At 52.5% G+C, this 23,993-nt stretch carries 27 protein-coding genes and 1 pseudogene; 1 reads left to right on the forward strand and 27 read right to left on the reverse strand.

The window, feature by feature from the left end; all coding sequences use genetic code 11:
• Nucleotides 1-46 precede the first annotated feature (46 nt).
• The 15 genes from CIG75_RS20275 to yabG form a co-directional block, all read right to left on the reverse strand.
• Nucleotides 47-280 (reverse strand): anti-sigma-F factor Fin, encoded by a 234-nt coding sequence (locus tag CIG75_RS20275; protein WP_094238231.1) that lies wholly within the window; start codon nt 278-280, stop codon nt 47-49.
• Between the two features lie 146 nt (nt 281-426).
• Nucleotides 427-990 (reverse strand): aminoacyl-tRNA hydrolase, encoded by a 564-nt coding sequence (gene pth / locus CIG75_RS20280; protein ID WP_094238232.1) that lies wholly within the window; start codon nt 988-990, stop codon nt 427-429.
• 117 nt (nt 991-1,107) lie between these two features.
• Complete coding sequence (locus tag CIG75_RS20285; RefSeq protein ID WP_227874298.1) at nt 1,108-1,758, reverse strand: 50S ribosomal protein L25; 651 nt, start codon at nt 1,756-1,758, stop codon at nt 1,108-1,110.
• A gap of 198 nt (nt 1,759-1,956) precedes the next feature.
• On the reverse strand, nt 1,957-2,910 hold the full coding sequence (locus CIG75_RS20290; protein ID WP_094238233.1) for a ribose-phosphate diphosphokinase: 954 nt from the start codon (nt 2,908-2,910) through the stop codon (nt 1,957-1,959).
• Between the two features lie 12 nt (nt 2,911-2,922).
• The gene (gene glmU, locus CIG75_RS20295; protein ID WP_407701268.1) at nt 2,923-4,338 is read right to left on the reverse strand and encodes a bifunctional UDP-N-acetylglucosamine diphosphorylase/glucosamine-1-phosphate N-acetyltransferase GlmU; all 1,416 of its coding nucleotides are present in this window, start codon (nt 4,336-4,338) and stop codon (nt 2,923-2,925) included.
• Between the two features lie 157 nt (nt 4,339-4,495).
• Nucleotides 4,496-4,783, reverse strand: a complete 288-nt coding sequence (gene spoVG / locus CIG75_RS20300; protein ID WP_094238235.1) for a septation regulator SpoVG — start codon at nt 4,781-4,783, stop codon at nt 4,496-4,498.
• A gap of 217 nt (nt 4,784-5,000) precedes the next feature.
• Nucleotides 5,001-5,381, reverse strand: a complete 381-nt coding sequence (locus tag CIG75_RS20305) for a RidA family protein (protein ID WP_094238236.1) — start codon at nt 5,379-5,381, stop codon at nt 5,001-5,003.
• 12 nt (nt 5,382-5,393) lie between these two features.
• Nucleotides 5,394-6,209: a pur operon repressor gene (purR, locus tag CIG75_RS20310; RefSeq protein ID WP_094238237.1), complete on the reverse strand. Its 816-nt coding sequence runs from the start codon at nt 6,207-6,209 to the stop codon at nt 5,394-5,396.
• A gap of 40 nt (nt 6,210-6,249) precedes the next feature.
• Nucleotides 6,250-6,963, reverse strand: coding sequence for a molybdenum cofactor guanylyltransferase (gene mobA / locus CIG75_RS20315; protein WP_094238238.1), 714 nt, complete (start codon nt 6,961-6,963; stop codon nt 6,250-6,252).
• A gap of 24 nt (nt 6,964-6,987) precedes the next feature.
• Nucleotides 6,988-7,836 carry a 4-(cytidine 5'-diphospho)-2-C-methyl-D-erythritol kinase gene (gene ispE, locus CIG75_RS20320; protein WP_094238239.1) on the reverse strand — a complete coding sequence of 283 codons (849 nt, stop codon included), beginning with the start codon at nt 7,834-7,836 and terminating at the stop codon, nt 6,988-6,990.
• 122 nt (nt 7,837-7,958) lie between these two features.
• The gene (gene cphA, locus CIG75_RS20325; RefSeq protein ID WP_094238240.1) at nt 7,959-10,610 is read right to left on the reverse strand and encodes a cyanophycin synthetase; all 2,652 of its coding nucleotides are present in this window, start codon (nt 10,608-10,610) and stop codon (nt 7,959-7,961) included.
• Between the two features lie 14 nt (nt 10,611-10,624).
• A complete protein-coding gene (locus CIG75_RS20330) occupies nt 10,625-11,455 on the reverse strand; it encodes a cyanophycinase (protein ID WP_094238241.1) in 831 nt (276 codons plus the stop codon).
• 174 nt (nt 11,456-11,629) lie between these two features.
• Entirely contained in the window at nt 11,630-11,812 is a 183-nt protein-coding gene (locus CIG75_RS20335) for a small, acid-soluble spore protein, alpha/beta type (RefSeq protein WP_094238242.1), read from the reverse strand.
• 106 nt (nt 11,813-11,918) lie between these two features.
• Nucleotides 11,919-12,206 carry a biofilm formation stimulator Veg gene (veg, locus tag CIG75_RS20340; protein WP_087456358.1) on the reverse strand — a complete coding sequence of 96 codons (288 nt, stop codon included), beginning with the start codon at nt 12,204-12,206 and terminating at the stop codon, nt 11,919-11,921.
• Nucleotides 12,207-12,397: 191 nt separating this feature from the next.
• Nucleotides 12,398-13,258, reverse strand: a complete 861-nt coding sequence (gene yabG / locus CIG75_RS20345) for a sporulation peptidase YabG (protein WP_094238243.1) — start codon at nt 13,256-13,258, stop codon at nt 12,398-12,400.
• A gap of 102 nt (nt 13,259-13,360) precedes the next feature.
• Here yabG and CIG75_RS20350 point away from each other — a divergent pair, with 102 nt between their 5' ends.
• A complete protein-coding gene (locus tag CIG75_RS20350) occupies nt 13,361-14,155 on the forward strand; it encodes a glycosyltransferase family A protein (RefSeq protein ID WP_094238244.1) in 795 nt (264 codons plus the stop codon).
• A gap of 78 nt (nt 14,156-14,233) precedes the next feature.
• Here the strand turns inward: CIG75_RS20350 and CIG75_RS20355 are convergent.
• The 12 genes and pseudogenes from CIG75_RS20355 to CIG75_RS20410 form a co-directional block, all read right to left on the reverse strand.
• Nucleotides 14,234-15,160: pseudogene (locus CIG75_RS20355) on the reverse strand (IS3 family transposase); the annotation flags it as partial.
• The gene (locus CIG75_RS21345) at nt 15,115-15,369 is read right to left on the reverse strand and encodes a helix-turn-helix domain-containing protein (RefSeq protein ID WP_265415075.1); all 255 of its coding nucleotides are present in this window, start codon (nt 15,367-15,369) and stop codon (nt 15,115-15,117) included. The gene CIG75_RS21345 and the pseudogene CIG75_RS20355, both read right to left, overlap by 46 nt.
• A gap of 153 nt (nt 15,370-15,522) precedes the next feature.
• The gene (locus CIG75_RS20365; protein WP_094238245.1) at nt 15,523-16,458 is read right to left on the reverse strand and encodes a DHH family phosphoesterase; all 936 of its coding nucleotides are present in this window, start codon (nt 16,456-16,458) and stop codon (nt 15,523-15,525) included.
• Between the two features lie 166 nt (nt 16,459-16,624).
• Complete coding sequence (locus CIG75_RS20370) at nt 16,625-17,563, reverse strand: DMT family transporter (RefSeq protein ID WP_094238246.1); 939 nt, start codon at nt 17,561-17,563, stop codon at nt 16,625-16,627.
• 296 nt (nt 17,564-17,859) lie between these two features.
• Complete coding sequence (locus CIG75_RS20375; RefSeq protein WP_227874299.1) at nt 17,860-18,528, reverse strand: ABC transporter ATP-binding protein; 669 nt, start codon at nt 18,526-18,528, stop codon at nt 17,860-17,862.
• 4 nt (nt 18,529-18,532) lie between these two features.
• Nucleotides 18,533-19,672 (reverse strand): ABC transporter permease, encoded by a 1,140-nt coding sequence (locus CIG75_RS20380; protein ID WP_094238247.1) that lies wholly within the window; start codon nt 19,670-19,672, stop codon nt 18,533-18,535.
• Nucleotides 19,673-19,676: 4 nt separating this feature from the next.
• Entirely contained in the window at nt 19,677-20,792 is a 1,116-nt protein-coding gene (locus CIG75_RS20385; protein ID WP_094238248.1) for an ABC transporter permease, read from the reverse strand.
• The gene (locus CIG75_RS20390; RefSeq protein WP_094238249.1) at nt 20,789-21,301 is read right to left on the reverse strand and encodes a hypothetical protein; all 513 of its coding nucleotides are present in this window, start codon (nt 21,299-21,301) and stop codon (nt 20,789-20,791) included. Before CIG75_RS20390 ends, CIG75_RS20385 begins: the two co-directional genes overlap by 4 nt.
• A 25-nt stretch (nt 21,302-21,326) precedes the next feature.
• Entirely contained in the window at nt 21,327-22,304 is a 978-nt protein-coding gene (locus CIG75_RS20395) for an NHL repeat-containing protein (RefSeq protein ID WP_094238250.1), read from the reverse strand.
• Nucleotides 22,305-22,428: 124 nt separating this feature from the next.
• A complete protein-coding gene (locus CIG75_RS20400) occupies nt 22,429-22,701 on the reverse strand; it encodes a hypothetical protein (RefSeq protein WP_094238251.1) in 273 nt (90 codons plus the stop codon).
• Nucleotides 22,702-22,813: 112 nt separating this feature from the next.
• Nucleotides 22,814-23,323 (reverse strand): TlpA family protein disulfide reductase, encoded by a 510-nt coding sequence (locus CIG75_RS20405; RefSeq protein WP_094238252.1) that lies wholly within the window; start codon nt 23,321-23,323, stop codon nt 22,814-22,816.
• Nucleotides 23,320-23,754, reverse strand: a complete 435-nt coding sequence (locus CIG75_RS20410; protein ID WP_094238253.1) for a DoxX family protein — start codon at nt 23,752-23,754, stop codon at nt 23,320-23,322. The genes CIG75_RS20405 and CIG75_RS20410 overlap by 4 nt, the downstream gene beginning before the upstream one ends.
• Nucleotides 23,755-23,993 lie beyond the last annotated feature (239 nt).

Raw genomic sequence — 23,993 nt, forward strand, 5'->3', positions numbered from 1 at the left:
CCTTAGCCGCGCGCCAAGGCATTGTTCATCCCGAAGCTTGGGGTTACTATTGCAACGGATTGGACAATAAGTTCAATTCCGGGTGTGCCTCAAGAGCTTCCTGACAGTACTCGCATACCGTTTTAACATAAGTTGAGTTCTCAATTGAATTATAAGTAATTATATCGGCGGCTTCATCCGGAGTCAAGGAACTTAGGCCCAGCCGGGCTTCCGTCGCATGGCTTCCGTCCACTTCGCCGATGCGGTTCTGACAGTGACGGCAGTAGTAAATGATCTTCAAAGTATGTTCGACCCCCTGTGCGCATACCCGACTCGTTCATCTGAGGCAAGTATGGTCAACTTGCCTCGTTTGAATCGAATGGCCGGACGAGTGATTACGTTTCCAGTATGCTCACAGGAATCGGCGCCCATACCCCGATGTTTCCCTTACTTGGTGTTGAAGCGGTTCATCGCCTTTTGAAACCCATCCTCTAGAATACAATCTATGACGCTCTTCATGTTTAAGACCACTTTTTCCACATCTTCCATCTCTTCTTTGCGGAAGTTGGTCAGCACGTGCTTGATCACATCGGTGCCAGGGTGCGGGCGACCTACGCCTAAGCGAATGCGGTTGAACTCTTCCGTGCCAAGATGTTGGATGATCGACTTGATGCCGTTGTGGCCACCTGCGCTGCCTTTGGTGCGCAGGCGCATGCGACCGAGCGGCGTATCCATGTCATCATAAATGATGAAGATGTCCTCGATGCTCGGCTTGTACCAAGCGATCGCCTGGGACAGCGCATCGCCCGAGAGGTTCATATAGGTCATCGGCTTGAGCAGCACGATTTTTTCGCCTTTGTAGGTGCCTTCGCCATACAGCGCTTTAAATTTGCTTTTGTTCACCTGAATCGACAGTTCATCTTCCAGAAGGTCGATCGCCAAAAATCCGATATTGTGGCGGGTCAGTTCATAGTTAGGCCCTGGATTGCCCAGACCGACAAAAAGTTTCACGGGGGATTCCCTCCCATAGTCTCTGTTTCAAGGCATTCATCTATTAGCGTACTTGTTCTCATGTTGGGATGCAAGCAAAAAGCCGCCCATTTCGGGGCGGCTTCTCTAAATCGTACATTAGCGGGCCACTTTGTCGGCAGCATTTTTGCCCTTGCCTTCCGTATCGTGCACCAGTTCGGGCTCTTTCGGCTCGATCTCCGTGTCGGCGGGCGCATTCTTCGCCGCGATGACCGAGCAGACCACCTCATCTGTCGGCGAGAGCATCGTCACGCCAGAAGGCATGGTCAGATCGCCACAGGTGACGCTCCCGCCGATGCTGAGCGCAGCGATGTTGTGCAAAATAAACTGCGGCACATCGGTCGGCAAGCATTTGACCAACACCTCGCGCGTCTGTTGCTGGATGATCCCGTTCGTTTTCTTCTCGACCGCTTCCAGCCCGTCGAGGAAGATCGGGATCTCCACATGGATCGGCTCGGCCAGGTTGACCGCATGCAGGTCGATGTGCAACGGCTTCTTGTTCATGATGTCGCGCGTGACTTCATGCACCATCGCAGAGATGCGGTCGCCATCGAGGGTCAACTCGACCAGCGTCCGCCCGTTGCCGCGCAACTGTTTGAACGATTCTTCGGTTATGTAAATTGCTTGTGGTTCTCGCGTTTTGCCATACACCACGCCCGGCACATCACCACGCCGGCGGATGCTGTTGCGTTCGCCTTTGGTCATGTTCAATCTCGGATGTGCTTCCAAGTTGATCCGGTTCATCGCCATCGATATCGTACCTCCCCTGATTCACCTGTACTGGACTAGGATGTCCAAGATGGTGAGGAGATAGACCTAAAGGGAAGGGAATCGGACGGTTAGTCTTGGATATCGTGGCATTCTCGTAGTTTGTTCAATCAACATAGAGGTATCACGAGATTGGGAGAAACATAAAAAACCCTCCAAAGGAGGGTTTTCGAACTCAGATTAAAACAAGCTAGAGACAGACTCTTCTTCATGAATTTTCATGATCGCGTGACCGATGAGGGCTGCGACCGACAATTGCGTGATCTTATTAGTGCCCGCGCGCTTTTCTTCATCGAGGGCGATCGTGTTGCAGACGACCACTTCTTTGATCACCGAGTTTTCGAGGCGGGTGATCGCCGGACCAGAAAGCACCGGATGGACACAGCACGCGTAGACTTCACGGCAGCCGCGCTCCATCAGCGCCGCCGCGCCGTGGGTGATCGTGCCAGCCGTGTCGATCATGTCGTCGATCATGATCGCCGTCTTGCCTTCAATGTTTCCAATGATGTTCATCACTTCCGAAACGTTCGGCTCCGGACGACGCTTGTCGATGATCGCGATCCCTGCTCCCAGACGCTCCGCCATTCCGCGAGCACGGGTGACTCCGCCCATGTCGGGCGAGACGATGACGACATCTTCCAGCCCTTTTTGCGCAAAATAATCGGCCAGCAATTTTTCGGCCAGCAAATGATCAACTGGAATGTCGAAAAACCCTTGGATCTGTCCGGCATGCAGGTCCATCGTAATCATGCGATTGGCCCCTGCCGTCTGGATCAGATTAGCGGTCAATTTAGCCGTGATCGGTTCACGAGCCCGCGATTTGCGGTCCTGACGCGCATAGCCGAAGTACGGCACGACAACGTTGATGCTCTTCGCCGATGCACGCTTCAACGCATCGACCATGATCAAGAGCTCCATGATGTGCTCATTGGCCGGAGCGGACGTCGGCTGAACGACAAATACGTCACAGCCGCGCACACTCTCATCGATCTTGGTGCGAATCTCGCCGTCGCTAAAGCGAATGACAGTCGAGGAACCGAGCGGCAGGCCGACTTGATTGGCAATTTCCATCGCCAGCTCTGGATTGGCATTCCCTGCAAAGATCTTCAGCTTCTTGTCTTTATATGGCGTCATGATGAAAGCCCCCTACCTTTTATGCTCTTTCAGGCGCGCTTCTAACTTGTCTGTATATCCTGCTTTGTTCACCTGACGCTCTCTTGCGATCGCCAGCGCCCCGTCCGGCACGTCGTCGGTGATCGTCGAACCTGCCGCCACGTATACTTTTTTGCCCAGCGTCACCGGAGCGACCAAGTTGGAATTGCATCCGATAAACGAGTCATCCCCGACGATCGTCTTGTGCTTGTTCACACCGTCATAGTTGACGGTGATCGTGCCACAACCAACATTGACACCACTGCCAATCTCCGCATCGCCGATGTAGGAAAGGTGCGACACTTTGCTACCTGCCCCGATCACTGCGTTTTTGATCTCGACAAAATCGCCGATCTTCGCCCCTGCGCCGATGTGTGCTTTCGGGCGCAAGTAAGCATATGGCCCTACGGTCGCGCTGTTTTCCACCACCGCATCGGTCAACACCGAATGCTGGATGCGCACACCGTCTTGCACGGTGACGTTAACCAGGTGTGCATTCGGGCCGATCTTGCAGTCTTCGCCGATCACCGTGGTGCCTTCGAGCACCGTGCCCGGCAGGAGCACCGAATCAGCGCCGATCACCACGCCAGCATCGATATAGGTGGCTTTCGGATCGACGATGGTCACACCGTTTTTCATATGGGTAAGCGCGATGCGCTCGCGAATGATCTCATTTGCGATCGCCAATTGCGCTCGGTCGTTAATCCCTTGAATTTCGCGCGGGTCATCGGTCACGTAAGCGTTTACTTTGTGTCCCTCGCGGCGCAATACTTCCAAGCAGTCCGGAAGGTAATATTCCCCTTGCGCATTGTTGTTATCAATTTGCCCCAACGCATGGAACAGCAGTTGGTTGTCATACAGGAAGACGGAAGAGTTGATCTCTTGGATCTTGCGCTCTTCGTCCGACGCGTCCTTCTCCTCGACGATGCGCAACACATTGCCCGCTTCATCGCGGATGATACGCCCAAGCCCAAACGGATTGTCAACCACCGCGGTCAATACGGTCACCGCAGCGCCGCTCGCTTCATGTGCACGAAGCATCGCTTGCAACGTCTCTTGTCGGATGATCGGCGTGTCTCCTGCGCAGACCAGCGTCAAGCCCTCTTCTTGGCCCAACTTGTCCTGCGCCATCATCACCGCATGAGCGGTTCCGAGTTGCTCCGCTTGCACCGCATATTCCTGCTCGCCAATCCGATCCATCACTTGCTCTTTGAGGGCACCAACGATGATCACTTTGCGGTCAAAACCGGTCGCCGTCAGCGTGTCCAGCATGTGCTGGATCATCGGCTTGCCGCAGATCTCGTGCAAAACTTTGTGCTTCTTGGATTTCATGCGGGTGCCCATGCCCGCTGCCAAGACTACCGCGAATGTACCTGCCACTGTGCCATCCTCCCCAATCGGGTTTACCATCTATCAATTGTAAACTTAGGTTTACAGGGTTTGTCCAACACAAACTATATCTTATAAGATTCCCCATTTCAACCGACTTCACAAGATCGAAATAAAAAACAGACCTCGTAAGCGGGGGCTTTACGAGGTCTGTTATGTAACGAGTAACGATCTTATGCTAGGCGATCGTCGCTTCTTCTTCTTCACTTTCTTCTTCAACCCGATAGTATTCATGCAAAATTGCATCTTGAATCTTTTGACGAGTCTCAGAAGAAATCGGATGTGCGATGTCGCGGAATTCTCCGTCCGGAGTACGCTTGCTCGGCATCGCGACAAACATTCCGTTGTTTCCGTCAATAATACGAATGTCATGAATAACAAACTCGTTGTCAATCGTAATCGATGCAATGGCCTTCATACGGCCCTCTGTGTTCATTTTGCGAAGTCGAACATCAGTGATCTGCACACCTGTCACCTCTTTAAACGTTTGTGATAGTACGTGTTGCCTAACTTAATCTAATAATACGACTCTTCATCGCTTAATTCCTTCTTACAGATCAAAATTCCTTAAAACTAAATCGAAAAAAGTTAGTCTGACTCTTATGATTATACATTGATATTGATGTTAACTTTTCACACAAAATAAAAAAGCGCCCCGCTGAGGAGCGCTTTCTGTGGGTAGCTTATTTTACGAATGCGATCAGTTCAATTTCCACGCCGACATCTTTCGGCAGGCGCGCCACTTGCACGGTGGAACGTGCCGGGCGATGGTCACCGAAATACTCAGCATACACTTCGTTGATCTCGACGAATTGGTCCATGTCGGCGATGAAAACGGTTGCTTTCACAACGTCGGTGAAGGAAGCGCCCGCAGCTTCGAGCACGCCTTTCAGGTTTTTGAACACTTGGTGCGTCTGGTCTTTAATCGCGCCGGTGACGAGATCGCCCGTCGGCGTGAGCGGGATTTGACCGGAAGTGAAGAGCATGTTGCCCACTTTCACCGCTTGGGAGTACGGGCCAATCGCGGCCGGTGCATGTTCGGTAGAGATGATCGTCTTTTCCATTCCTAATTCCCCCTAATTAAAATACGTGCCGAGAACGATTTCCACCTGGCTCGCCTGCTCGTCAAATTCGCGTAGGGTAGCCAGCGACACATAATCTGTAAGCATTTTTTCCTGTGGCTCTTCGGTTGACATGAAAATGCCAGTGCCGACCACTTCGACCTGAAACTCTTTCATCAGATCGACCAATGCCTTGACGGTGCCACCCGCCTTCATGAAGTCGTCGATGATCAACACCTTGGACTTCTCCGGCAGGGAACGGCGAGACAATGACATCGTCTGAATCCGCCGCGAGCCCGACACATAGTTGATCGACACTGACGAGCCTTCGGTCACTTTATGATCGCGCCGCACCACCACCATCGGCACGCCGAGATAGCGCGCGGTGGCGACGGCGAGCGGAATGCCTTTCGTCTCCACGGTGACCACATAGTCGCATCCCGCATCTTTAAAACGAGCTGCAAACATCTTGCCTGCGGTGTCGAGCAGCATCGGGTCGCCCAGCACATCTGACATGTACAAAAAGCCGCCCGGCAAGATGCGCTCGCCACTGCCCAGCAGCTCGCCGATCTTTTGGACATACCCCGTTCCCAAATCTTCGCGGAACCCCGGCACATAGCGCACACCGCCTGACGCTCCAGCCTGCGTCTCCAACGTCCCGAGCCCTTCGGCTTCCATCACTTCGCGGATGATCGCCAAGTCTTCGCTCAGCGACGATTTCGCAGAGGAGAGCTTGTCGGCCATCTCCGTAAGCGACAGCACGCGGTGCGGCTGTTCCAATAGAATCTGCGTCAGTCGCACGATACGCTCACTGCGTCGCATTTTACTCACCCACCTGTCCCCTTCCGAAACACGAACAATGATATTTGGATCATATCACTTCTTTCGTGTTTGTGACAAGCTGTTCGACCAGAGCCAGGTCGGTAAGCTTGTCGATGTCCGTGCCGATCTCCGCATGTTCGCTGATCACCGCTTTGGCCTTGATCCCACAGAGCCGCTCGACCTGCCGTTCCACTTTGGCGATCGACAGCGTCCCGAGCAGCGCCGATGCGGCAAAAGACAGCGTCGTTCCCCACCCGAACTCGCGCGCCAGCAACAGCGGACGCTTCCGATTTTGAAACATGCGGTGGAGGCGCGCACTGAGCGGCGGCAGAACAGCAGCTCTGACCAAAAAGAGATTGCCGCCTGTGAACGTCCCGTCCTTGAGTTTGACATAGGTGCGCCGCACGCCCGGAAAACGCGTTTCACATACCGCTTGGCTTACGACCGGATAGTAAAAATCATAGCCGGGCGGACAGGCATCCAAAAAGCTCGTCACCGCCTCCGGGGTCAGAAAAGGAATGTCGCAGGAAGCGATCAGAAGGTAGTCGCTACTCTCCGCCTGCCAGCGCTCGATCGCTGTAAGCAGGTTGGTGACGAGCGAATCGCTCTCCCCATGCTCGATGCGAATCTGGTCCAGCGCCGGAACCTGCTCCAACGCGGCGACAACATGATCGACCATGCGTTTGCCATCGATCAACAGGTTCGCTTTTTGCAAAACGGGCAGGTCATCGCTGTGACCGCCCGCAAGCACCAACACATCCATGTTGTTCTGCCTCCAACTGTGCCCCTAGTAGAAGCGGCAGAGATAAACTTCACGGGAAAAGCCGCGCAGTGCGTTGTAGATGCGGGTCGCCCGATGCTCTTTGTCGGCGAGCGCAAACACGGTCGGACCGCTGCCCGACATCAAGGCGCCGACCGCCCCGAACTTCAAAAGCTGGCTCTTCAGTCGTTCCACTTCCGGGTACATCGAAAAAGTTACGTTCTCCAGCACGTTGCCGAGATGTGCGGCGATCTGGCGCACATCGCCTGTGGCCAACGCTTCGACCATCGCCTCGGTGTGTGGATGCTTGTCGATCTCCGCCACATTCAGCCGTCCGTACACATCGCCCGTCGAGACGGCGATCGGTGGCTTGACCAGCACTACCCACGTCGGAGCGACTTTGGGCAGATGGCTAATCATTTCCCCGCGCCCGCGGGCGATGGCAGTACCGCCGTAGATGCAAAACGGCACGTCCGATCCGATCTTCGCCCCGAGCTCCGCGAGTTGATCCAAACTTTGTCCGAGTCCCCACACCCGATTCAGACCGCGCAGTGTCGCCGCCGCATCGCTGGAACCGCCAGCGAGTCCTGCTGCAACCGGAATCCGCTTGTCGATATGTATGCGGATACCCTCTTTGATCCCAAACGTTTCTTTGACCAACTGGGCAGCCTGATAGACGAGGTTGCGGTTGTCGAGCGGGATGTAGGGCACTGTGCAAGACAAAACAATCTCACCCTGCTCCGACGGGGTAAACGTCAGATGGTCAGACAGATCGACCGTCTGCATCACCATCTCCACTTCGTGGTAGCCGTCCGGGCGCTTGTGGAGCACGTCGAGGGTCAGGTTGATTTTGGCTTGCGCTTTTTCTGTCCACATGAGAGATGACCTACCTTCATACGAATCGTGGGTTGCTTTTGGCTTAGTGTTTCCATGTGATAGGTCATTTTCCTGCCAAACGTGGAGAAAAAAGCGTAGATTTCACGCTTTTTTCCTGATACTTACACTTTTACAGGTCGGTTGGGCAACGCCATATGCGAGACGCTGACCGCCTCATGGCGCCGCAACACCTCAAGGATCGGAGAGAGCTTTTCGTAGAAGACGACGATCAGCTCTCCTTCCACCAGCTCCTGCAAAGCCGCTTCCAGCGCATCGCACTCGTTGTGGATGACCCGGCACTCTTTTTCCGGCGTCACCTGTTCGATCGCCAACTTGAGCAGCCCGGCGATCTCCCCTTGCGCACGTCCGCGCAGGTCGAGGTCCTCTTTGACGAACAGGCGATGGAAGCCGTTTGCCGCCACTTTGCCCGATTGCCAGACGATGTCGTTGTTGCGGTCGCCCGGCACGCCGACCACTCCGGTCACGCGCCGATTGGGCAAGCGACCTGCCATCTCGCAGATCGCTTGGAAGGAGTGAGGGTTGTGCCCATAATCGACCAGCACGTAGCCGCGCCCGACCTGATAAAGATTGACGCGCCCCGGATTGTGCACATCGCTGCGAAAACCTTTGAGGGCACTCGCGATCTTTTCACAGGACAGCCCGTACGCTCGGCATGCGGCGATCGCAGCCATCGCGTTGGCGACGTGAAAATGGGCAGCCCCAAGCATCGTCACCGGAATCGCTTCTGCGCGCATCACGCGGCGCGCTCGCTCCCCCGTCGCTTCGTAAATCCAGCCGTCGCGGTAAAAATAGCCGGTGCCACCTTCGGACAGATGGCGGCGCAGCACGCGAGAAGCACCGTCGAGCGTGAAGAACACAAAGTTGCGCCCTTTGCTGTGTCGCTCCTTCATCGTCTTGGGCAACGTGCATAGGTGCGGGTCATCGGCGTTGAGGATCACCGTACCGCCCGGGCGGACGCGCTCGGCGATCAACGTCTTCACGCTGATCAGGTCTGCCACCGTGTCGATCCCGTCCTGTCCGAGATGATCCGGTTCGATGTTGGTGATGATGCCGATATCCGCGTAGTCAAAACCAAGTCCGGCCCGCACGATGCCGCCTCGCGCCGTCTCCAGCACAGCGACTTCGACGCCCGGATCACAGAGGATCGCCCGCGCCGAACGAGGGCCCGTCGTGTCGCCTTTGGCCACGCATTTGCCATCGATGTAGATGCCGTCTGTGGAAGTCATGCCGACCGTCTTCCCCGTCGTCTGCATCGCATGGCCGATCATCCGCGTCGTCGTCGTCTTGCCGTTGGTGCCCGTGATCGCAATCACCGGAATCCGTACCTCCGCCCCCGGCGGATAGAGCATGTCGAGGATCGCTTCCCCGACGTTACGCGGCTCGCCACCGCTTGGCGACTGGTGCATCCGAATGCCTGGTGCCGCGTTGACTTCGATCACCGCGCTCTTCTGCTCGTCAAAGCACGCAGCGATGTCCGGGCAGACAAAATCGATCCCGCAGACATCAAGGCCGACGATCCTGGCGGTGCGCACCGCCATATCGGCGATGGTCGGGTGCAAGCGCGCCGTCACATCGCAGGCCGTGCCGCCCGTGGAGAGATTGGCACTATCGCGCAGCAGCACCATCTCGCCTGCGTGTGGCACATCGTCCACCGTGCGGCCATCGCGCGCCAACTGCGCCTGGACCACCTCATCGACGCGAATTTTGGTTAGCGACCTGACATGTCCATCACCGCGACACGGGTCTTGATTCACCTTGGACACCAACTGTAAAATCGTGCTCGTCCCATCTCCGATCACATGAGCGGGCACGCGCTCCGAAGCGGCCGCCACCTGCCCGCCGACGACGAGGATGCGATAGTGGCGTCCTTCCACATAGTCCTCGATCACCACGCCGGACGAATATTCCTGCGCGATCCGAAAGGCGCTTCGCACTTCCGCTTCGCCGACCAGATTGATCGACACGCCTTTGCCTTGGTTGCCATCGCGCGGCTTGACGACGAGCGCGCGGCCCAGATAACGCCATAGCTCGACCGCTTCCTCTTCCGTGTACGCCACACCGCCGTGCGGCACGGGAATCGCCGCCATGTCGAGCAGTTGCTTGGTCATCTCCTTATCGGAAGCGATATCGACGCCTGTGCAAGACGTATTCTCGGTGATCGTCGCTTGAATCCGTTTCAAAAAGCGTCCGGTGCCTAACTGCACCAGACTTCGGTCGTTCAATCTATAAGACGGGATGCCGCGCGACTCGGCCGCTTCGACGATCGAGCGCGTGCTCGGCCCGAGCGCCGTGCGATCGACCAGATCTTTTGCCGTTGCCAGTCGCTCGCCAAGCGGAAAGGGTTTGTCGTCGATCAGCGCCTGCACCAAATCGAACGCGGTACGGAGCAAACTTTCCATGCCCGCTTCGTTCGCACACTCGACGATCACATCATAAACGCCTTCTGCGACGTATAACGTCTTTCCGCGATTCACCCCGATGCCAATTTGCTGCGATAGTTCAATCGCCACATGTTCGATCACATGGCCGATATATGTACCCTCGTGCAGACGTTCGACGAAACCGCCCGGCTCGCCTTTTGCACAGTGATGGTCATGGATGCCTGGCAGAAGGGTCAACAAACGATCGACCAGCCCCGGAACTTGATTCGATTCCTGTCCGGTGTACTCTTCCAGATGTAAGCGCATCACCATCACGGGACGATGCAAATAGAGATTCGGTCCAAGGATGAACCGAATGTCCTCGATTTTCATTCGTTGTCCACTCCTCATGTTGGTTCGGACGTGTTTGCTGTGTCCTGTTGTAGTAGCGGTGCGCGGTCTCGCAGATGAAAGCGGTGACCTTTCGGCAAAATGTGCATCGTCACGCCGCAAAGAGCCAAGTCATCCCCGTTTCGCACCTGTTCCAAATTCGTATACGAGAGACTTCCGGCGTCGATCACGCTGACGGCGCCCGATCCGATCACTTCAAACTCCTGCCCATGCACCACAATCGCGGTGTTTTCATCGATGCCAAGCCCTAGATGGTGCGGGTACTGCGCCACAGCGGAGAACAGACGGCCATACCGCCCGCGCTGGGCGAAATGCTGGTCGATGACCACCCCTGGCATAAATTCCATGCCAGGCGCCATCTCCACGATCCCGATCTTCGGATTGGTTTCGCTCTGGCCCGAGACGATCATCGTGCTGGACATCATCGATGCTCCAGCACTCGTTCCGGCGAGCACCATTCCCTCTTCATACCGCTTATGCAAAGCAGCGTCCATCCGTGTCCCGCCGAGCAGTTTGGTCACACGCACCTGATCGCCTCCGGTAAAAAATACACAGGTGGCGTCTTCCACCGCTTTGATCGCCGAATTCACATTGGCAGCCGCGCGGGTGGACACATCAAACATGCGGACATCGGCGACGCCGATTTTGTCAAAGATCTCGATGTAGTCGGCGCCGACTTCGATCGGCAGTTCGGTGGCGACCGTCATCACGACGATGCGCGCATGTTCCCCGCCTGCGAGCCGCACGACTTCACGAAGGATGACCTTGTCGCCTTGTTTGTCCTCCGCTCCACCGATGATCACCAACTTGCCGGGTCCTTTGCTCACGAAGTTGCCTCCTTACGTCTGCTCAAACTTGGAAATACTGCTTCAGGTTGACAGTCTGCCCAGAGAGGCAGAGCGCTTATTCATGCCAGCGGCAAAACGTCCCGGTCGAACGAGGAGGCAAGACAGACCAGGGCGGGACGCCCTGGTCGCGGAACGCCGTCTCAAACGGGAGGATTAGCGATTGCCGCGCGCCATCGCTTCTTCGGCCAGCTCAATGGCGCGCTTGACCATGTTTCCGGCGTCTTTGGCTTTGATGCCGCCCCACCCTTCAGATTGAACGGTGTCGTAAAAGCCAAGCTCTTTGGCCAACTCATACTTCAGTGACTCACTCATCACGCCACGGCGTCTGCGTCCCATGTGCAATCCCTCCTTGGCTGGTTTGACGTTCCTTGGTAGTCTGCCCAAAAAGAAAAAAGCCTTTCACCAAAAGTGAAAGGCCGCGGCGGGGCAAACTCCCCATCTTCTATGCTTCTAAGATCCCTTGCGAATACGTCAGGCGTACATGACCGTCATCGTTGCAGACCATCAATTCGACCGTTTCGGTGAGGATGTCCGCATAGCTGTACGAGACTCGCTTAAAGGAGTTCTCCTGATCTAACTTGATGACAAAAACAGAAGGGTATGTCTCTTCGAGAACGCCGGTGCGCTCGATCGTTTTGCGGCGTCCGCCATTGGCGCGCAGCAAAATCTTCTCACCAACATGACGGTCAAGGCTGCGCTTAATCTCGTTTAGTGCGTTTTTCGCTGACAACACACACCACCTCTTTCCAAGATACAGTGTAGCATGTTTGACGAACTTTGTCAAAGAAAGTTAATAATTATATCAGCGCGCCAAAAAACCTGTCAATGGGCTTTACGTAGGAATTACAATCATTTATTTCCAAAAAGTTATCAGAAAGTTCGTTCTTCTCGTTGATGCTCTAAGTTTCACCTCATTTTGTTTTAATAGGGCGAGCGAGGCAGTCCAATCCTGTATTTTCCACGTGATTCCACGCCGCCAAGCCCGTCAGTTCCGGTGATCGTCGATTTGACCACATCGAAAATATTCACCGTCTGGTTGATCGGCGTGTAGGCAATTTTTTCGGCGATGAACACCGGGTCGAGCGCGTGGATCAAGATCCGGTGCGGCGAGGAGGCAAAATTTGCCCCGGCGTCGAGCAGCGACTCATAGTGCGATTGGCAGGCTCCAGCGAAGATGATCAGGTCATCAAAGGAGCGCTCATAACGCCTGGCCGCTTTGACCGCTTTGATGAAATTTTCGGTGTTGCGGTAGTTGAACACATTCGATAAATCCTGTCCTTTGCGCAACAGACCGTCATGTCCGGTCAGGATCAGGATGTCCGGATGGTATTGTTCCAAAAAGTGCGGTAGGACTTCAGACATACGAGATTCGGGCACATGATGACCGATCGCCGGGATGCGAAGCTCCTCATAAAACATCAAGCATTTATCCAGGTAGGAACCGTCTCCATCTAAGTGCAGAACCCGTCCCGGCTTTTCAAAAAAATCGTGGTTGTCGCGAAACTTGCGATCGGAGCGCATCATTTGTTTTTCGACCTCGACCACGCGGCGTGAACGGATCAGGCGCAGCACGTCATCCTCTTCACGGGTGTAGCCTGCGATGTAGTCCTTCAGTTCTTTGTCGCTCAGCTTTTCAAGGTCGCTGCAGGGGGCGTCTGCGAGCAGGCGGACTTCGATTCCCTTGAGCACGGCCGATTGGTTGCTCTTATCCAGCTCGACGATATGAAAACAAATGTCTTTTCCGTAAGACTTCCGCGCGACAAGGTCGCCAACTTTCCACATGGCAGCTCCTCCTTTCCCCGTATTTTATGAGCGGAGGCATGGTTTGGTCACTTGCCGGGGGTTTTTCTGCATATCATGATCGGAGACGGGAGGTGAGTGCTTGTGTATGCTGTGATACCGGCCCGCAATGTCAGCAAGCGCATCGGCGTCGCCATCCGCAATGTTCGCTTCGCCGGAGTGGAGCACATCATCGTCGTGCTCAACGGCTGCGAGGACGACACGCGGGAATGCGTGCTGGCGCTGCAAGACGAAAAGATGACGGTGATCACCTTTCAGGCCGAGCTGGGCTTTGACGTGCCCCGCGCGATCGGAGCTACCTACGCCTACCAGCAAGGGGCGGAACACGTCCTGTTTTACGACGGCGACCTGATCGGACACCACCGCCATGAATTAAAACAACTGACCGCAGACACGGTGCGCTTCGGCCTCGACCTCGGATTGACCGACACCTACGGCACCGCGCACCGTCTGGACATGTCCAGAAACCCGCTCCTGCGCCTGAGAAGCTCGCTGAACCGCAAACTAGGGTTGGAGCCGCGCATCGGCCTGAGCAGCCCGTCACACGGCCCTCACGTCGTCTCTCGCCGCCTGCTTCGCGACATCCCGACCGCCTTCCTCGCCGTGCCGCCGCTGGTGCTCGCCCACGCCAAGCTGCAAGGCATGCGCATCGACGCCTTGACCCACATTCCGCAAGCGCGGCTCGGCTCGGCGCACAAAGGGCCGGCCCATTTCGACCTGATCCGCGAAACGATCATCGGCGACCTCCTCGAAGCGCACTGTCTCCTCGCCGGCCGCACCCGCTCTCGCCATTTTCGCGGCCATCACTTCGACGGCTACCACTCCAAACGCCGCTTCGATCTGTTGGAGCGGTTTATCAAACGGCCGACCCCCAATTGAGCGAACATAGAAAAGAGACCCCCGCCAAATGAACATATCCCTGTCAAGTAGACAGCGGGTAAAAAGCCACCCTATGAATTAGGCACAGACCTGAGTTCGGTATTCTACTGGGCTCAGGTCATTTAATTTCCGTTGTATTCTTTGCTGGTTGTAAAATCGAATGTAGCTAGCCACAGCGTTCATCACCTCTGCCTTGGTGCGAAACTTGTTGAGATACATGAGTTCCGACTTCAGATGACCAAAGAAGTTCTCTACGCAGGCATTATCCAAGCAGTTTCCTTTTCTGGACATACTCTGCGCTATGTTGTATGTTTGAAGCAACTTGTTATATTGGTGAGATGTGTACTGGAACCCCTGATCACTGTGAAGAAGGGTGTCGGTCACATCTCTTTTTTTATTGGCGAGCTTGACGGTATCAAGAACCAGTTTAAGATCGTTCCGCTCTCCGATGCGGTAGGCGACAATTTCGTTGTTAAACATGTCGTAGATGACCGACAGAAATAGCCTCTGTCCATTGAAAAGCAGGTAGGTGATATCTGTCGCCCATTTTTCATTTGGCCGCGAGGCCTTAAAGTTTCGGTTCAATGAGTTTGGTGCTGTATAATTCTCTGATTTCTTGCCAAACCAGCGTTTCTTCTTCCTTGCAACGCACTGGATACCTAGTTCTTTCATAAGCCGGTACACACGTTTGTGATTGATCTTGAGATTGTGTTTTCGACGTAGCCAAGCACGAACACGATAGTAACCGTAGGTTCCTCGGACTGCTTTATGACATTGCAAAATAAGTTTTTTGAGCTGCCGCTCCTCCTTTTGTTTGGATGTAATCATTTGTCGACGTTGAACCCATTTGTAATACCCACTCCGTGATACTCCTGCGGTTTCACACAACAGTGACGTTGAATAGCTACCAGTAAGATCTTGGATGACTTGGTAGCACTGACGAATCTTCGCTTTACCTCTCACCTCCTTTGCAAAAGCAACAGCTTTTTTAAAAAGTCGTTCTCCGCTCTCAACTTTTGCACTTCTTGTTCGAGCGTAAGCTTTTTCGTTCTCGGACGACCAGTGAACGGTGTTCTCGTCTTTCCTCTGCGTTCCTCTAAGCCCTCCGCCCCAAGCGTTTTGTAGTTTTTGACCCACTTCCTTACCATGCTGTGGTCGGGGATCTGCAGCTCACTTGCGACCGATTTATAACCCATTCCTTTTTCCAAATACATCTTTACCGCAATGAACTTGAATTCTCGTGAATACGTTTTTCGTTTCCGCGCTGTCTTTTCCAAAAGAAAATCCCCCTTGTGTAGTAACAGTAAGGGGGCTTGCTTCCTACTGTCTACACAAAAGGGATTATCTCAAAATGCGAGGGTCTCTCTTTATCCTAGCAAGTCTTCAAAACGCTTCACGATGTTCTGCAAGAGCACGTGGAGATCGCCACCTTTCGCTCGGTACCCAGCAAACAGCGCGTAGCCCCAAGCGGTGCCTTGGTCCATGCCGGGCATGGTGCGAAACTGTTCGGCAGCGTCGAGGTGATGCATCTCGGCCAGCTCTTGGCGCAGGTACATGCGAATCTCCACCTCCTCGCCTTTTGCAAAGCCGACCACCGATACGTCGGCGCCCAAATCGAACAGAGCGCGGGCAGCAAAGGTCGGGATGTTCGTTTCGATGTCGCTGACCAGCACGTGATAGCCGCCAAACGTGTACTTTTTGGCAGCCAATGCCGCTTGGCAGATCGCGCCGCGGGCATGGCGTTCATCAACGATATACAGGCGCTGCACTTCTTCATAGGTCAGGGCACAGCGCGCTAAAATTTCACCAAACGCATGGAACGCTTCCGGGTCGCCTTTATGAAAATTGATCGTGTCGGTCATGATCCCCGCCGCCAGCGCGATCCCGATCTGGCGGTCGAACGGCGCGTCCAGCTCTTTGAGCAGGCGAAAGACAAGTTGACAGGTCGAAGATACCGGGTCGTACAGCCCGCCCAGCGCGTTCTCCTGTAGCGTGTTGATCGGGTGGTGGTCGATGAACCAGTAGCGCTCAGGCAGCGACTTGCCGAGCTGAACAGGGGAGGCTGCATCCACCACGACCACATGCTCATATCGGCTCGGGTCCGGGCCGATGAGAACGTTGATCTGCAACTCCTCCAGCAATTTGTGTGTATGCGTCGCCACCGCTTGCGGCACGCCGATATCAGCACCGATAAAGCGCGACAAGGCATAGGCCGCCCCGATGGCATCACTGTCAGCCTGGTCATGGCAAAGCACGAGGTTTTGCCCGCCTTTCATTTTGGCGATCGTCTCCGAAAACATCATGAAACAGTTGCACCATCCTATATCCGTAACCCTTGTTGGGTTCGCATGTTCTTCTTTGTAAACCGTCGATCTTCACGCTCGTCCTCAGATGTTATCCTTATTATATAGGATATGAGCCAGCGAAGGAAACGGTTCATCGCTTATCTTATCCAACTCCCCCCTCCATTTACACATTTTCGCGCACAGACGCGACTTTTTGTTGTGACGGCGAGCGGGTGGTGATTAGCACGCCGGAGACGGTCAACATCACGCCCACCGCATGTGCCCACGTCACCTGTTCCCCGTACAACAGCACGGCGATCGTCGTCGCACAGATCGGCACGAGGTTGACGTACGCGCTCGTTCTCGACGCTCCGATGCGCTGAATCCCGAGATTCCAGACCACAAAGGCGATCACCGATGCGAACACTGCCATGTAGACCAACTCGACCATCGCTTGCATCGACAAGTCGGGCACCTTGGCCCAGCCACCTTCAAACAGCGAGGCGACAAACAGCGCGATCGCGCCTGCAACGGTCGTCACTGTGGTGACAAACAGCGAGGACATACCTTTTAACAGCACTTTGCCAGTCGCCGAATAGATCGACCAACTCGCCACTGAGCCAAGCAGCATGATGTCACCTGTGTTAAACGACATCGTGCGGATCGTCTCCCAGGAGCCGCCGGTGATGACGACGAGCAACCCGCATAACGACAGCGCCATTCCCAACCCAAGTCGTCTGCTCCACGCTTCGCCTAAAAAAATCACCGCAGCCAGCGTCGTAGACACCGGATTCATCGCTACGACCAGCGACCCATTGGTCGCCGACGTAAACTGCAAACCCATAAAGAAAAAGGCATTATAGCCAAAAATTCCAGTCAACGAAAGCAACAAAAGCCCCTTCCACCGCTCCTTGAGCAGTTTGAGGTCCCAGCCCTTTTTAAGCGTCAACCAACCTACCAAAATCAACCCGGCCAGCCCAAAGCGCAGCGTGGCTGTCACAAACGGCGGAATCTCCGACAAGACATGCTTGCTCGCCCCAAACGCCCCGCCCCAAAACAGCGGTACCAATAAGAGCAGCAGATAGATGCTGGTCTGACCCTCTGCACGTACATTCTTTTCCATCTGTTACCGCTCCCATCGATCTTCTTGATTGTTTCGAATTCCGTGATAGTTTGTTTTGTATTATACCACGCGCATCGATTCTGCAAGATCAAAGAATGCGAGTAAAATGTGAGCCGCTCTGCGCGGCAAAAAGGCGACCCAAAGGGCCGCCTATTTTTTGTATAAAATTTGTTGAAACCTACAGCTTGCCGTTTTCGTCCAACACAGCGAGTTTGTCATCCACCGAACAGGTGTACGCTTTGCCATATGCGATGAACGAACTCAAACAAGCGATATACGCTACCAATCGTGACCGTTTATTCCTGATGAAGTTGCCCGTTGTCCATCCGCCAAACCGTATTGGCGTGACTAGCCACATAAGGATCATGCGTGACGATGATCACCGTGATTCCTTCCTGATGCAACGCTTGCAGAAGTGCGAGCACTTCCTGCGTCGTTTCGGAGTCAAGGTTGCCCGTCGGCTCATCAGCGATCAGCAGCCGCGGGCGGTTTGCCAATGCGCGCGCGATAGCAACACGCTGTTTTTGACCACCGGAAAGCTCGTCAGGATAAGACTGCGCCTTTCCATCTAGACCAACACGTTTTAACATGTCTCGAGCTTGCGAATGGCGCTCTTTTTTGCTGTATCGATTGGAATAAGCCAATGGAATCTCCACATTTTCTAGCGCCGTCATATCGCGAACCAACTTAAAGTCCTGAAAGATAAAGCCGATCATGCTGTTACGGATCCGATGATAATCTTTTTCTGAAAGCTTGGTCACTTCTTCGCCTTGCACAAAAATCTGCCCGCTGGTTGGCAAGTCCAGCAACCCGATCAAGTTCAATAGTGTCGATTTCCCAGCGCCGGAGGTCCCGATGATGGCGAGGAAATCTCCTTCCTCAATCTTAAAATCTATCTCGCACAGGACTTCAGTCCGCAGATTTTTTGTCTGGAACGTTTTGCTGACATGTCGAAGTTCAATCATGTGATCACCTCTCTTGTTTTAACGCTTCACTCAACCGAATTTGACGGATTTGCAGGTACGGAATCAACGTAACAGTTCCGACAACAAAAGCGAGTAACAGCGAAATGCCGCCAATCAGCGGAAGGTTCACCGTAAGATCAGGGAAGAACTGCTGTAGCAACAATTTTGAGCCCGCCAACGATAACAAGATCGCTGACAAGGACAATATGGAAAAGTAATACACTTGTACGCGAATCAAATCCCAGCGACTGGAACCATACACCATATGGGTAGCCCACTCATGTCGTTTGGATAAAAATGCTACAAAGTTGGTACCGACCATGCCAATGGTAGAGACAAGCAAAATAAATATGCCAAACAGCAAAAACGCTGAAGCTACAAGTTTGACATAATCAAGCTCTTGTTGCGGATATTCCAGGGCGGGTTTATACGCATATGTCCATTCCCCGGTTCCCTTCGCTTCCAACTCTTTGAGCAGTTGGCCCCGTACACTCGTTGAGAAAGTCTCCATTCCTTGTAGCCAGACCTCTCTTCGCCCGTTGTCCGATCGACGAAGACTTTCGGCATCTACCGGCTGGATCGCATACCACCTTGGCAGAAAACGATAGGTAGTAATCACATGCTGGAGAAGTTCTTGATTCACCACTGCACTATTTGTTATCTGCAGCTGCTGACCGTTGATTTCCCAATTTTTCGATGCCTCAGTAATCAAGGCCGGGCTAATCAAAAAAGCAGGCGGTTTTGCATACCCCATCGAAGCTGCAACCGCCTCGTAGAATCGCTTGTCCATTCGTATCAGTTCTAATGGCTCTGCCACATCGGGGACTCGTACTGTCGATTGTACGACTTCATAGATTTCGTAATGACCATTCGCATAGTACTCGAGAGCCGCCCACTGTTCCGGCACTAAATCCGTCTTCGGCGGTGGTCCATTGATTAGCTCGCCGACATATGCGATGTTCAATTGGTATAATCCTACGCCAAACGCGTTCATCATCGAATCGAACTGTTTTTGTTTATCTTGGTACACAGTGAACACGGACTGAACGATCAACAACGCTAGAAACAATTGGAGGAATGACATCACTGCCCTTCCCTTGTGTCTAACGAGCTGCTTCACAGCTTGTTCCAACGAATAGGACATCAACTCATCCCCTCAGTTCCTGAAGTAAATTGCCTTTTCCGATTCGCCGCAGGGACATCCAAGCCAGAAAGAGCGATGTCAACACGCCCGCTGCAAACAAGCCGCCATATACGAGCGGTGAAAAAACGGTGTTCAGCTCAAACTGCTCTACGATCTGTTTGACGACCGCTGCACCTGGGAACAACAATACCAACGCTACTACCGAATAGAGGAGCGATTCGGTATACACTTGGCGGCGCAAATTCCGGTTCGTGGCCCCAAATGTATATGCAATGGCCCACTTCTGCCGATCCTTTTCATATTTGTAGACAAGCAAAGACACGGTGTTCAGCAATGTGAAGATCAGAAGCAACAAACACATGCCCAATGAAAACAAAAAGTCTCGATAATAACCGCTCATTTGGTTTTCTGTGTAATCTGTATAATCCTCAAAGTTCGCTCGGTAGCCTTGTTCGGTCATGATTCGGCTGGCTTCCCCCAGCGCATCCGGATTCGCTTCACCAAGTTGTACAGTTATCGTTTGTACCAGAGGTTTTTGATTACCGATCATCCCATTTGCAGCGTCAATGGAGGAATAAACAGTTCTTTGCCCACCTTTCAACACGCCCGCTACCGTAAAATCCACTCCCGCGATACGCAACGTTTTCCCAACTGGGTCAACCGCTGGCGGGAACAGCGCTTCCGCCATGTTCGAAGTGAGCAGCATCTGATTGGGCTTGGTAAATAAATCACCAATTTCTTCAGCAGGCACGCCTTTGAGCGATAGCGAATCGCGAGTTTCCAAAGCAATCGGCCCATTGACCAGCGCAGTCTCCGAGGATATTGGGAGGACGGAATTCGACTCTAGCACCGCCTTCTCAACCCCAGGAATCTTAGCGATCATTTGGGCGACCTGATCTGCATGTGCATAATCAATGCGCGGAGTGAAGTGATTCTGATAAAGATGCTCTCCCTGTAAAAAGCTGCCTTGCATCTGATCATACGCACCAGCAAAGACTGCGAGATTCACGGCCGGAAAAATCAAACCAATGGTCAACGACATCGTGATGAGCAGACTTAATAAGAGATGCCGCTTGATCGAGTTGTATGATTGTTCTAAATCATACAGCCACATACTCATGCCTCTTCAGCCTTCCTCTCCATCGTCACCTGAATCGAGTCTGAGAAGCCCAAGCCATCCCAGATCACCTTGTTTTCTGCATCCAGCATATAAAAACGAGGCGTCATGCTCCAGCCGTATGTGTCATTATCCAGTTTGCGTTCATTAAGAATCAGATTGTGGATCTTTTCATGCTGCACAGAATTCGGCACACTTTTAGGTTTATCTTTCCATACGTAGTAAATTCCGAAGTCATCCAAATTTAAAATCTCTGACGTAATCAGTGCATCCATCGCCTCATGACAGGTGTGGCACTCATCACTGACAAACGCAACCAGTTTGACTCCGCCCCCACTGATTTTCATCTTTTCCCTTCCGTCAATTTGCTCCAAGCTGACTTCTGGGAATTCATGCAGAGTGCCGATAGCAACCGGCTGCGGATCATCTGCGAACAACACATACACACTGCCGCCGACCAGCGTAAATGCCAATACAGCACCGATCAGCACCGAAAACTTCTGTTTTGCCATATGTTGACTCCCTCCTTTACCTCCTTTATTTGGCCAGCAATTGAATCAGTTCGCCTTGTACTTCTTTGGTGGTATAAATCGAACCATTCTTGTCAAAGACCATCGCCAACCCGAATTCTGAACGGAAGCGAACTTCATATTTATTTCCACCAAAATAGTCGTAGTGGGTGGTCAGGATGTTACCTTCTGAATCCAATTGAATCAATCTCTTATCCACATCCCATGCGTAGAGTTGGTTATCAACAGGATTTACAACCAGTTGGCCAATCCCTGACCTTTCCGGAGCTGGCAGCTCTTGTTTTCCTGACCCATCCAAACTGTATTTCACAAATCCGTTGTCAAATTTTTCTTCATTACCCGCCTGATCTTTAACGATCGCCTCATTGCGGAGGAAATACACCATATCGTTGTACATGGTGATCGAAGACACCATCGGCTCTGCAAAGACGTGTGCGCGTTTTCCATCTGCATCATATTTGACCACATGATCTTTGAACCCGACATATGCGTGCTCTTGATCATCGATCCCCATCGTCGTGATCAGGCTTTTCTCATCCAATGTGATACCAAATTGATACTTCCCATTTTCATCGAACACTTTCACCATCGAAGCTGCACCGTCCAGTACCCATAACCGTCCCTGACTGTCCACTCTCACCGTTACAGGTGTAGCCACATTTTCTTTGCCACTGCCCGATGTGAGGAACGTCTCCAACTTACCATGTTGCCACTTCATCACTTTCGAGCTTTTCGGGTCGGCAATATACAAGGCATCCTGCCTCGCATCGTAGCCAAGGCCACGCGGTGTCTGCATCGACTTGTCGATCACCTGAGGGTCCTGATACGTTTGTTTGAATTGAATCATCGCCGGAGCTTCGACTTTTACATCTTTCAATTTTGGGTCTAACCAATTTTCGTCAGATTGCTTGCTTTCTTGTGCGCAACCCGTAGCCAGCATGGAGACCATGATCGTTGAAACCATCAAAGATTTCACAATTTTCACTGATGAAAACCTCCAGATAAATAGGTTATAATGATAAGGAGTCTTCGTTTGTTGCTGCAACAACAAACGAAGACTCTGATCGAGGATGTAATGATGCAAATCACAGACGATTCGCTGGATTAGATTAGCAGCAACCTACAGCTTCCGACTGCACGAAGTAGCTGTAATACACGCTACCATTAGACTTTTCGCAGGTTTCTTTCATCATGTAGTCCTGCATATTGGTAGGCGGCTTGGTGAACGGGTTAAACGGCGAACAGTCGATAGAAGCGTTGCAGTACGTGGAACCGGTCGGATATTGCATGGTTTTGTTATAGCAGTAATCAGCAGATGCAACTCCGGACAAAGACGCTGCCAGAACGACAGCAGCAAACATACCAGTTACGATTTTTTTCATTTAAAATACCCCTCTCGGATTGAATTAATTATGGTTGCTTGTTGATCAAAACGGTACACAATGAGTTGTGATTTGCACGTAGCCATTACATCCTCAGGTTATTTCGCAATACTTAATATGTAAAATCGAAGTTCTTTTCCACATAGCGGCGGCCCTCATAATCTCCGAAGTCCACCTCAAGAACTTGGTTTTCTTCATCAAGCCAGATGGTAGTCGGTGTTACATTACTTAGTTTTAATGAGGCATTCAGATAGAATTGATCTTCCATATTTTTGAAATCCTTGAATGATTTTTGTTCTTTATCCTGGTATATCACCAGGGGAACAACGCCTTTGGTTTGCAAATGCTTAGCAAAGCTGTCGAAGCGATCCTTTTGTTCATTGCACACTTTGCAAGTTGTTGTTACCACAAAGATCACTTTTTGTTTGTTATCGAATGTCTTGAGGTCAGCCTGCTCCCCTTGCTTCGTTACCAACTGGAGGTCTGGGAAAGCCTGCTTCAGCTCGAGCTTCATTGCTGTCCTCTCATCCGGAAGGTATGATTCGTAACTCAGCCCTACGTAGATGGCAAGCACGATGACAAAAGCCCCGAGCAACAACCACAGCCTGCTTTTTCTGCTCAAAATTGATCCCTCCCTTCTTTTCTCATCCACATCATCAATCCCAACATGGACAACAGCAGTACATTTTTCATGATATCCTTCATCCCAACAGCATGACCTGTATCATCTCCGACGCAACCACAGCCGTATTCCAGCCAGTCACCGTATTTGTACGTGAGAATTGCGGTGAAAACAATCAACAGAACTGCACTCAGGGCAACACCCCAATTTTGTTTGCGCGGCCATATCATCAGAACAGAAGCTACAATTTCCACGATGATGATCAAAATGGCTACCGTACCGATGATCCAGTCAGTGTCAGGCAATAGTTCATAGCTTTTGATTATCGCTTGCGTATCGGTCCATGTAAACGCCTTCCATATTCCACTGTACAAAAACAACGCCGCAAAGACGCACCTAACCAACCATTGCAGGATCTTCCACTTGCTCAACCCACCCTCTCCTTTTTAATCAAATAGAAAAATTTCAAAATGATATAACAAAATACACTTATGCCTTTCATCAATTACCATTTACTTAACCTTCTCATGCTTGCAGTTTACCACTCAGGATTTGGGAGTGTCAATCCTTATTCTGGAAAAAATATAGATTTCAATCGAAACATTTTACTATTAATCAATAGATAAATGCAGGCTCCCCATTTACAAAAACATACATGACCCTCATCAGT

The organism is Tumebacillus algifaecis (assembly GCF_002243515.1).
In the GTDB taxonomy this organism is placed as follows: Bacteria; Bacillota; Bacilli; order Tumebacillales; family Tumebacillaceae; genus Tumebacillus_A; species Tumebacillus_A algifaecis.

Coding starts and splice junctions, on each gene's coding strand:
- mobA (WP_094238238.1), bottom strand. CDS start 6,963: ATGGATGTGTTGGTGCTTGCGGGCGGTCACAGCGATGACCTGCCCGTT.
- ispE (WP_094238239.1), bottom strand. CDS start 7,836: ATGTGGACAGAAAAAGCGCAAGCCAAAATCAACCTGACCCTCGACGTG.
- CIG75_RS20305 (WP_094238236.1), bottom strand. CDS start 5,381: ATGGAAAAGACGATCATCTCTACCGAACATGCACCGGCCGCGATTGGC.
- CIG75_RS21345 (WP_265415075.1), bottom strand. CDS start 15,369: ATGTATTTGGAAAAAGGAATGGGTTATAAATCGGTCGCAAGTGAGCTG.
- glmU (WP_407701268.1), bottom strand. CDS start 4,338: ATGGTAAACCCGATTGGGGAGGATGGCACAGTGGCAGGTACATTCGCG.
- CIG75_RS20370 (WP_094238246.1), bottom strand. CDS start 17,563: ATGGAAAAGAATGTACGTGCAGAGGGTCAGACCAGCATCTATCTGCTG.
- CIG75_RS20380 (WP_094238247.1), bottom strand. CDS start 19,672: ATGTCCTATTCGTTGGAACAAGCTGTGAAGCAGCTCGTTAGACACAAG.
- CIG75_RS20365 (WP_094238245.1), bottom strand. CDS start 16,458: ATGATGTTTTCGGAGACGATCGCCAAAATGAAAGGCGGGCAAAACCTC.
- cphA (WP_094238240.1), bottom strand. CDS start 10,610: ATGAAAATCGAGGACATTCGGTTCATCCTTGGACCGAATCTCTATTTG.
- yabG (WP_094238243.1), bottom strand. CDS start 13,258: ATGTGGAAAGTTGGCGACCTTGTCGCGCGGAAGTCTTACGGAAAAGAC.
- CIG75_RS20375 (WP_227874299.1), bottom strand. CDS start 18,528: ATGATTGAACTTCGACATGTCAGCAAAACGTTCCAGACAAAAAATCTG.
- CIG75_RS20400 (WP_094238251.1), bottom strand. CDS start 22,701: ATGAAAAAAATCGTAACTGGTATGTTTGCTGCTGTCGTTCTGGCAGCG.
- CIG75_RS20385 (WP_094238248.1), bottom strand. CDS start 20,792: ATGAGTATGTGGCTGTATGATTTAGAACAATCATACAACTCGATCAAG.
- CIG75_RS20290 (WP_094238233.1), bottom strand. CDS start 2,910: ATGACGCCATATAAAGACAAGAAGCTGAAGATCTTTGCAGGGAATGCC.
- CIG75_RS20390 (WP_094238249.1), bottom strand. CDS start 21,301: ATGGCAAAACAGAAGTTTTCGGTGCTGATCGGTGCTGTATTGGCATTT.
- CIG75_RS20335 (WP_094238242.1), bottom strand. CDS start 11,812: ATGGGACGCAGACGCCGTGGCGTGATGAGTGAGTCACTGAAGTATGAG.
- CIG75_RS20285 (WP_227874298.1), bottom strand. CDS start 1,758: ATGGCGATGAACCGGATCAACTTGGAAGCACATCCGAGATTGAACATG.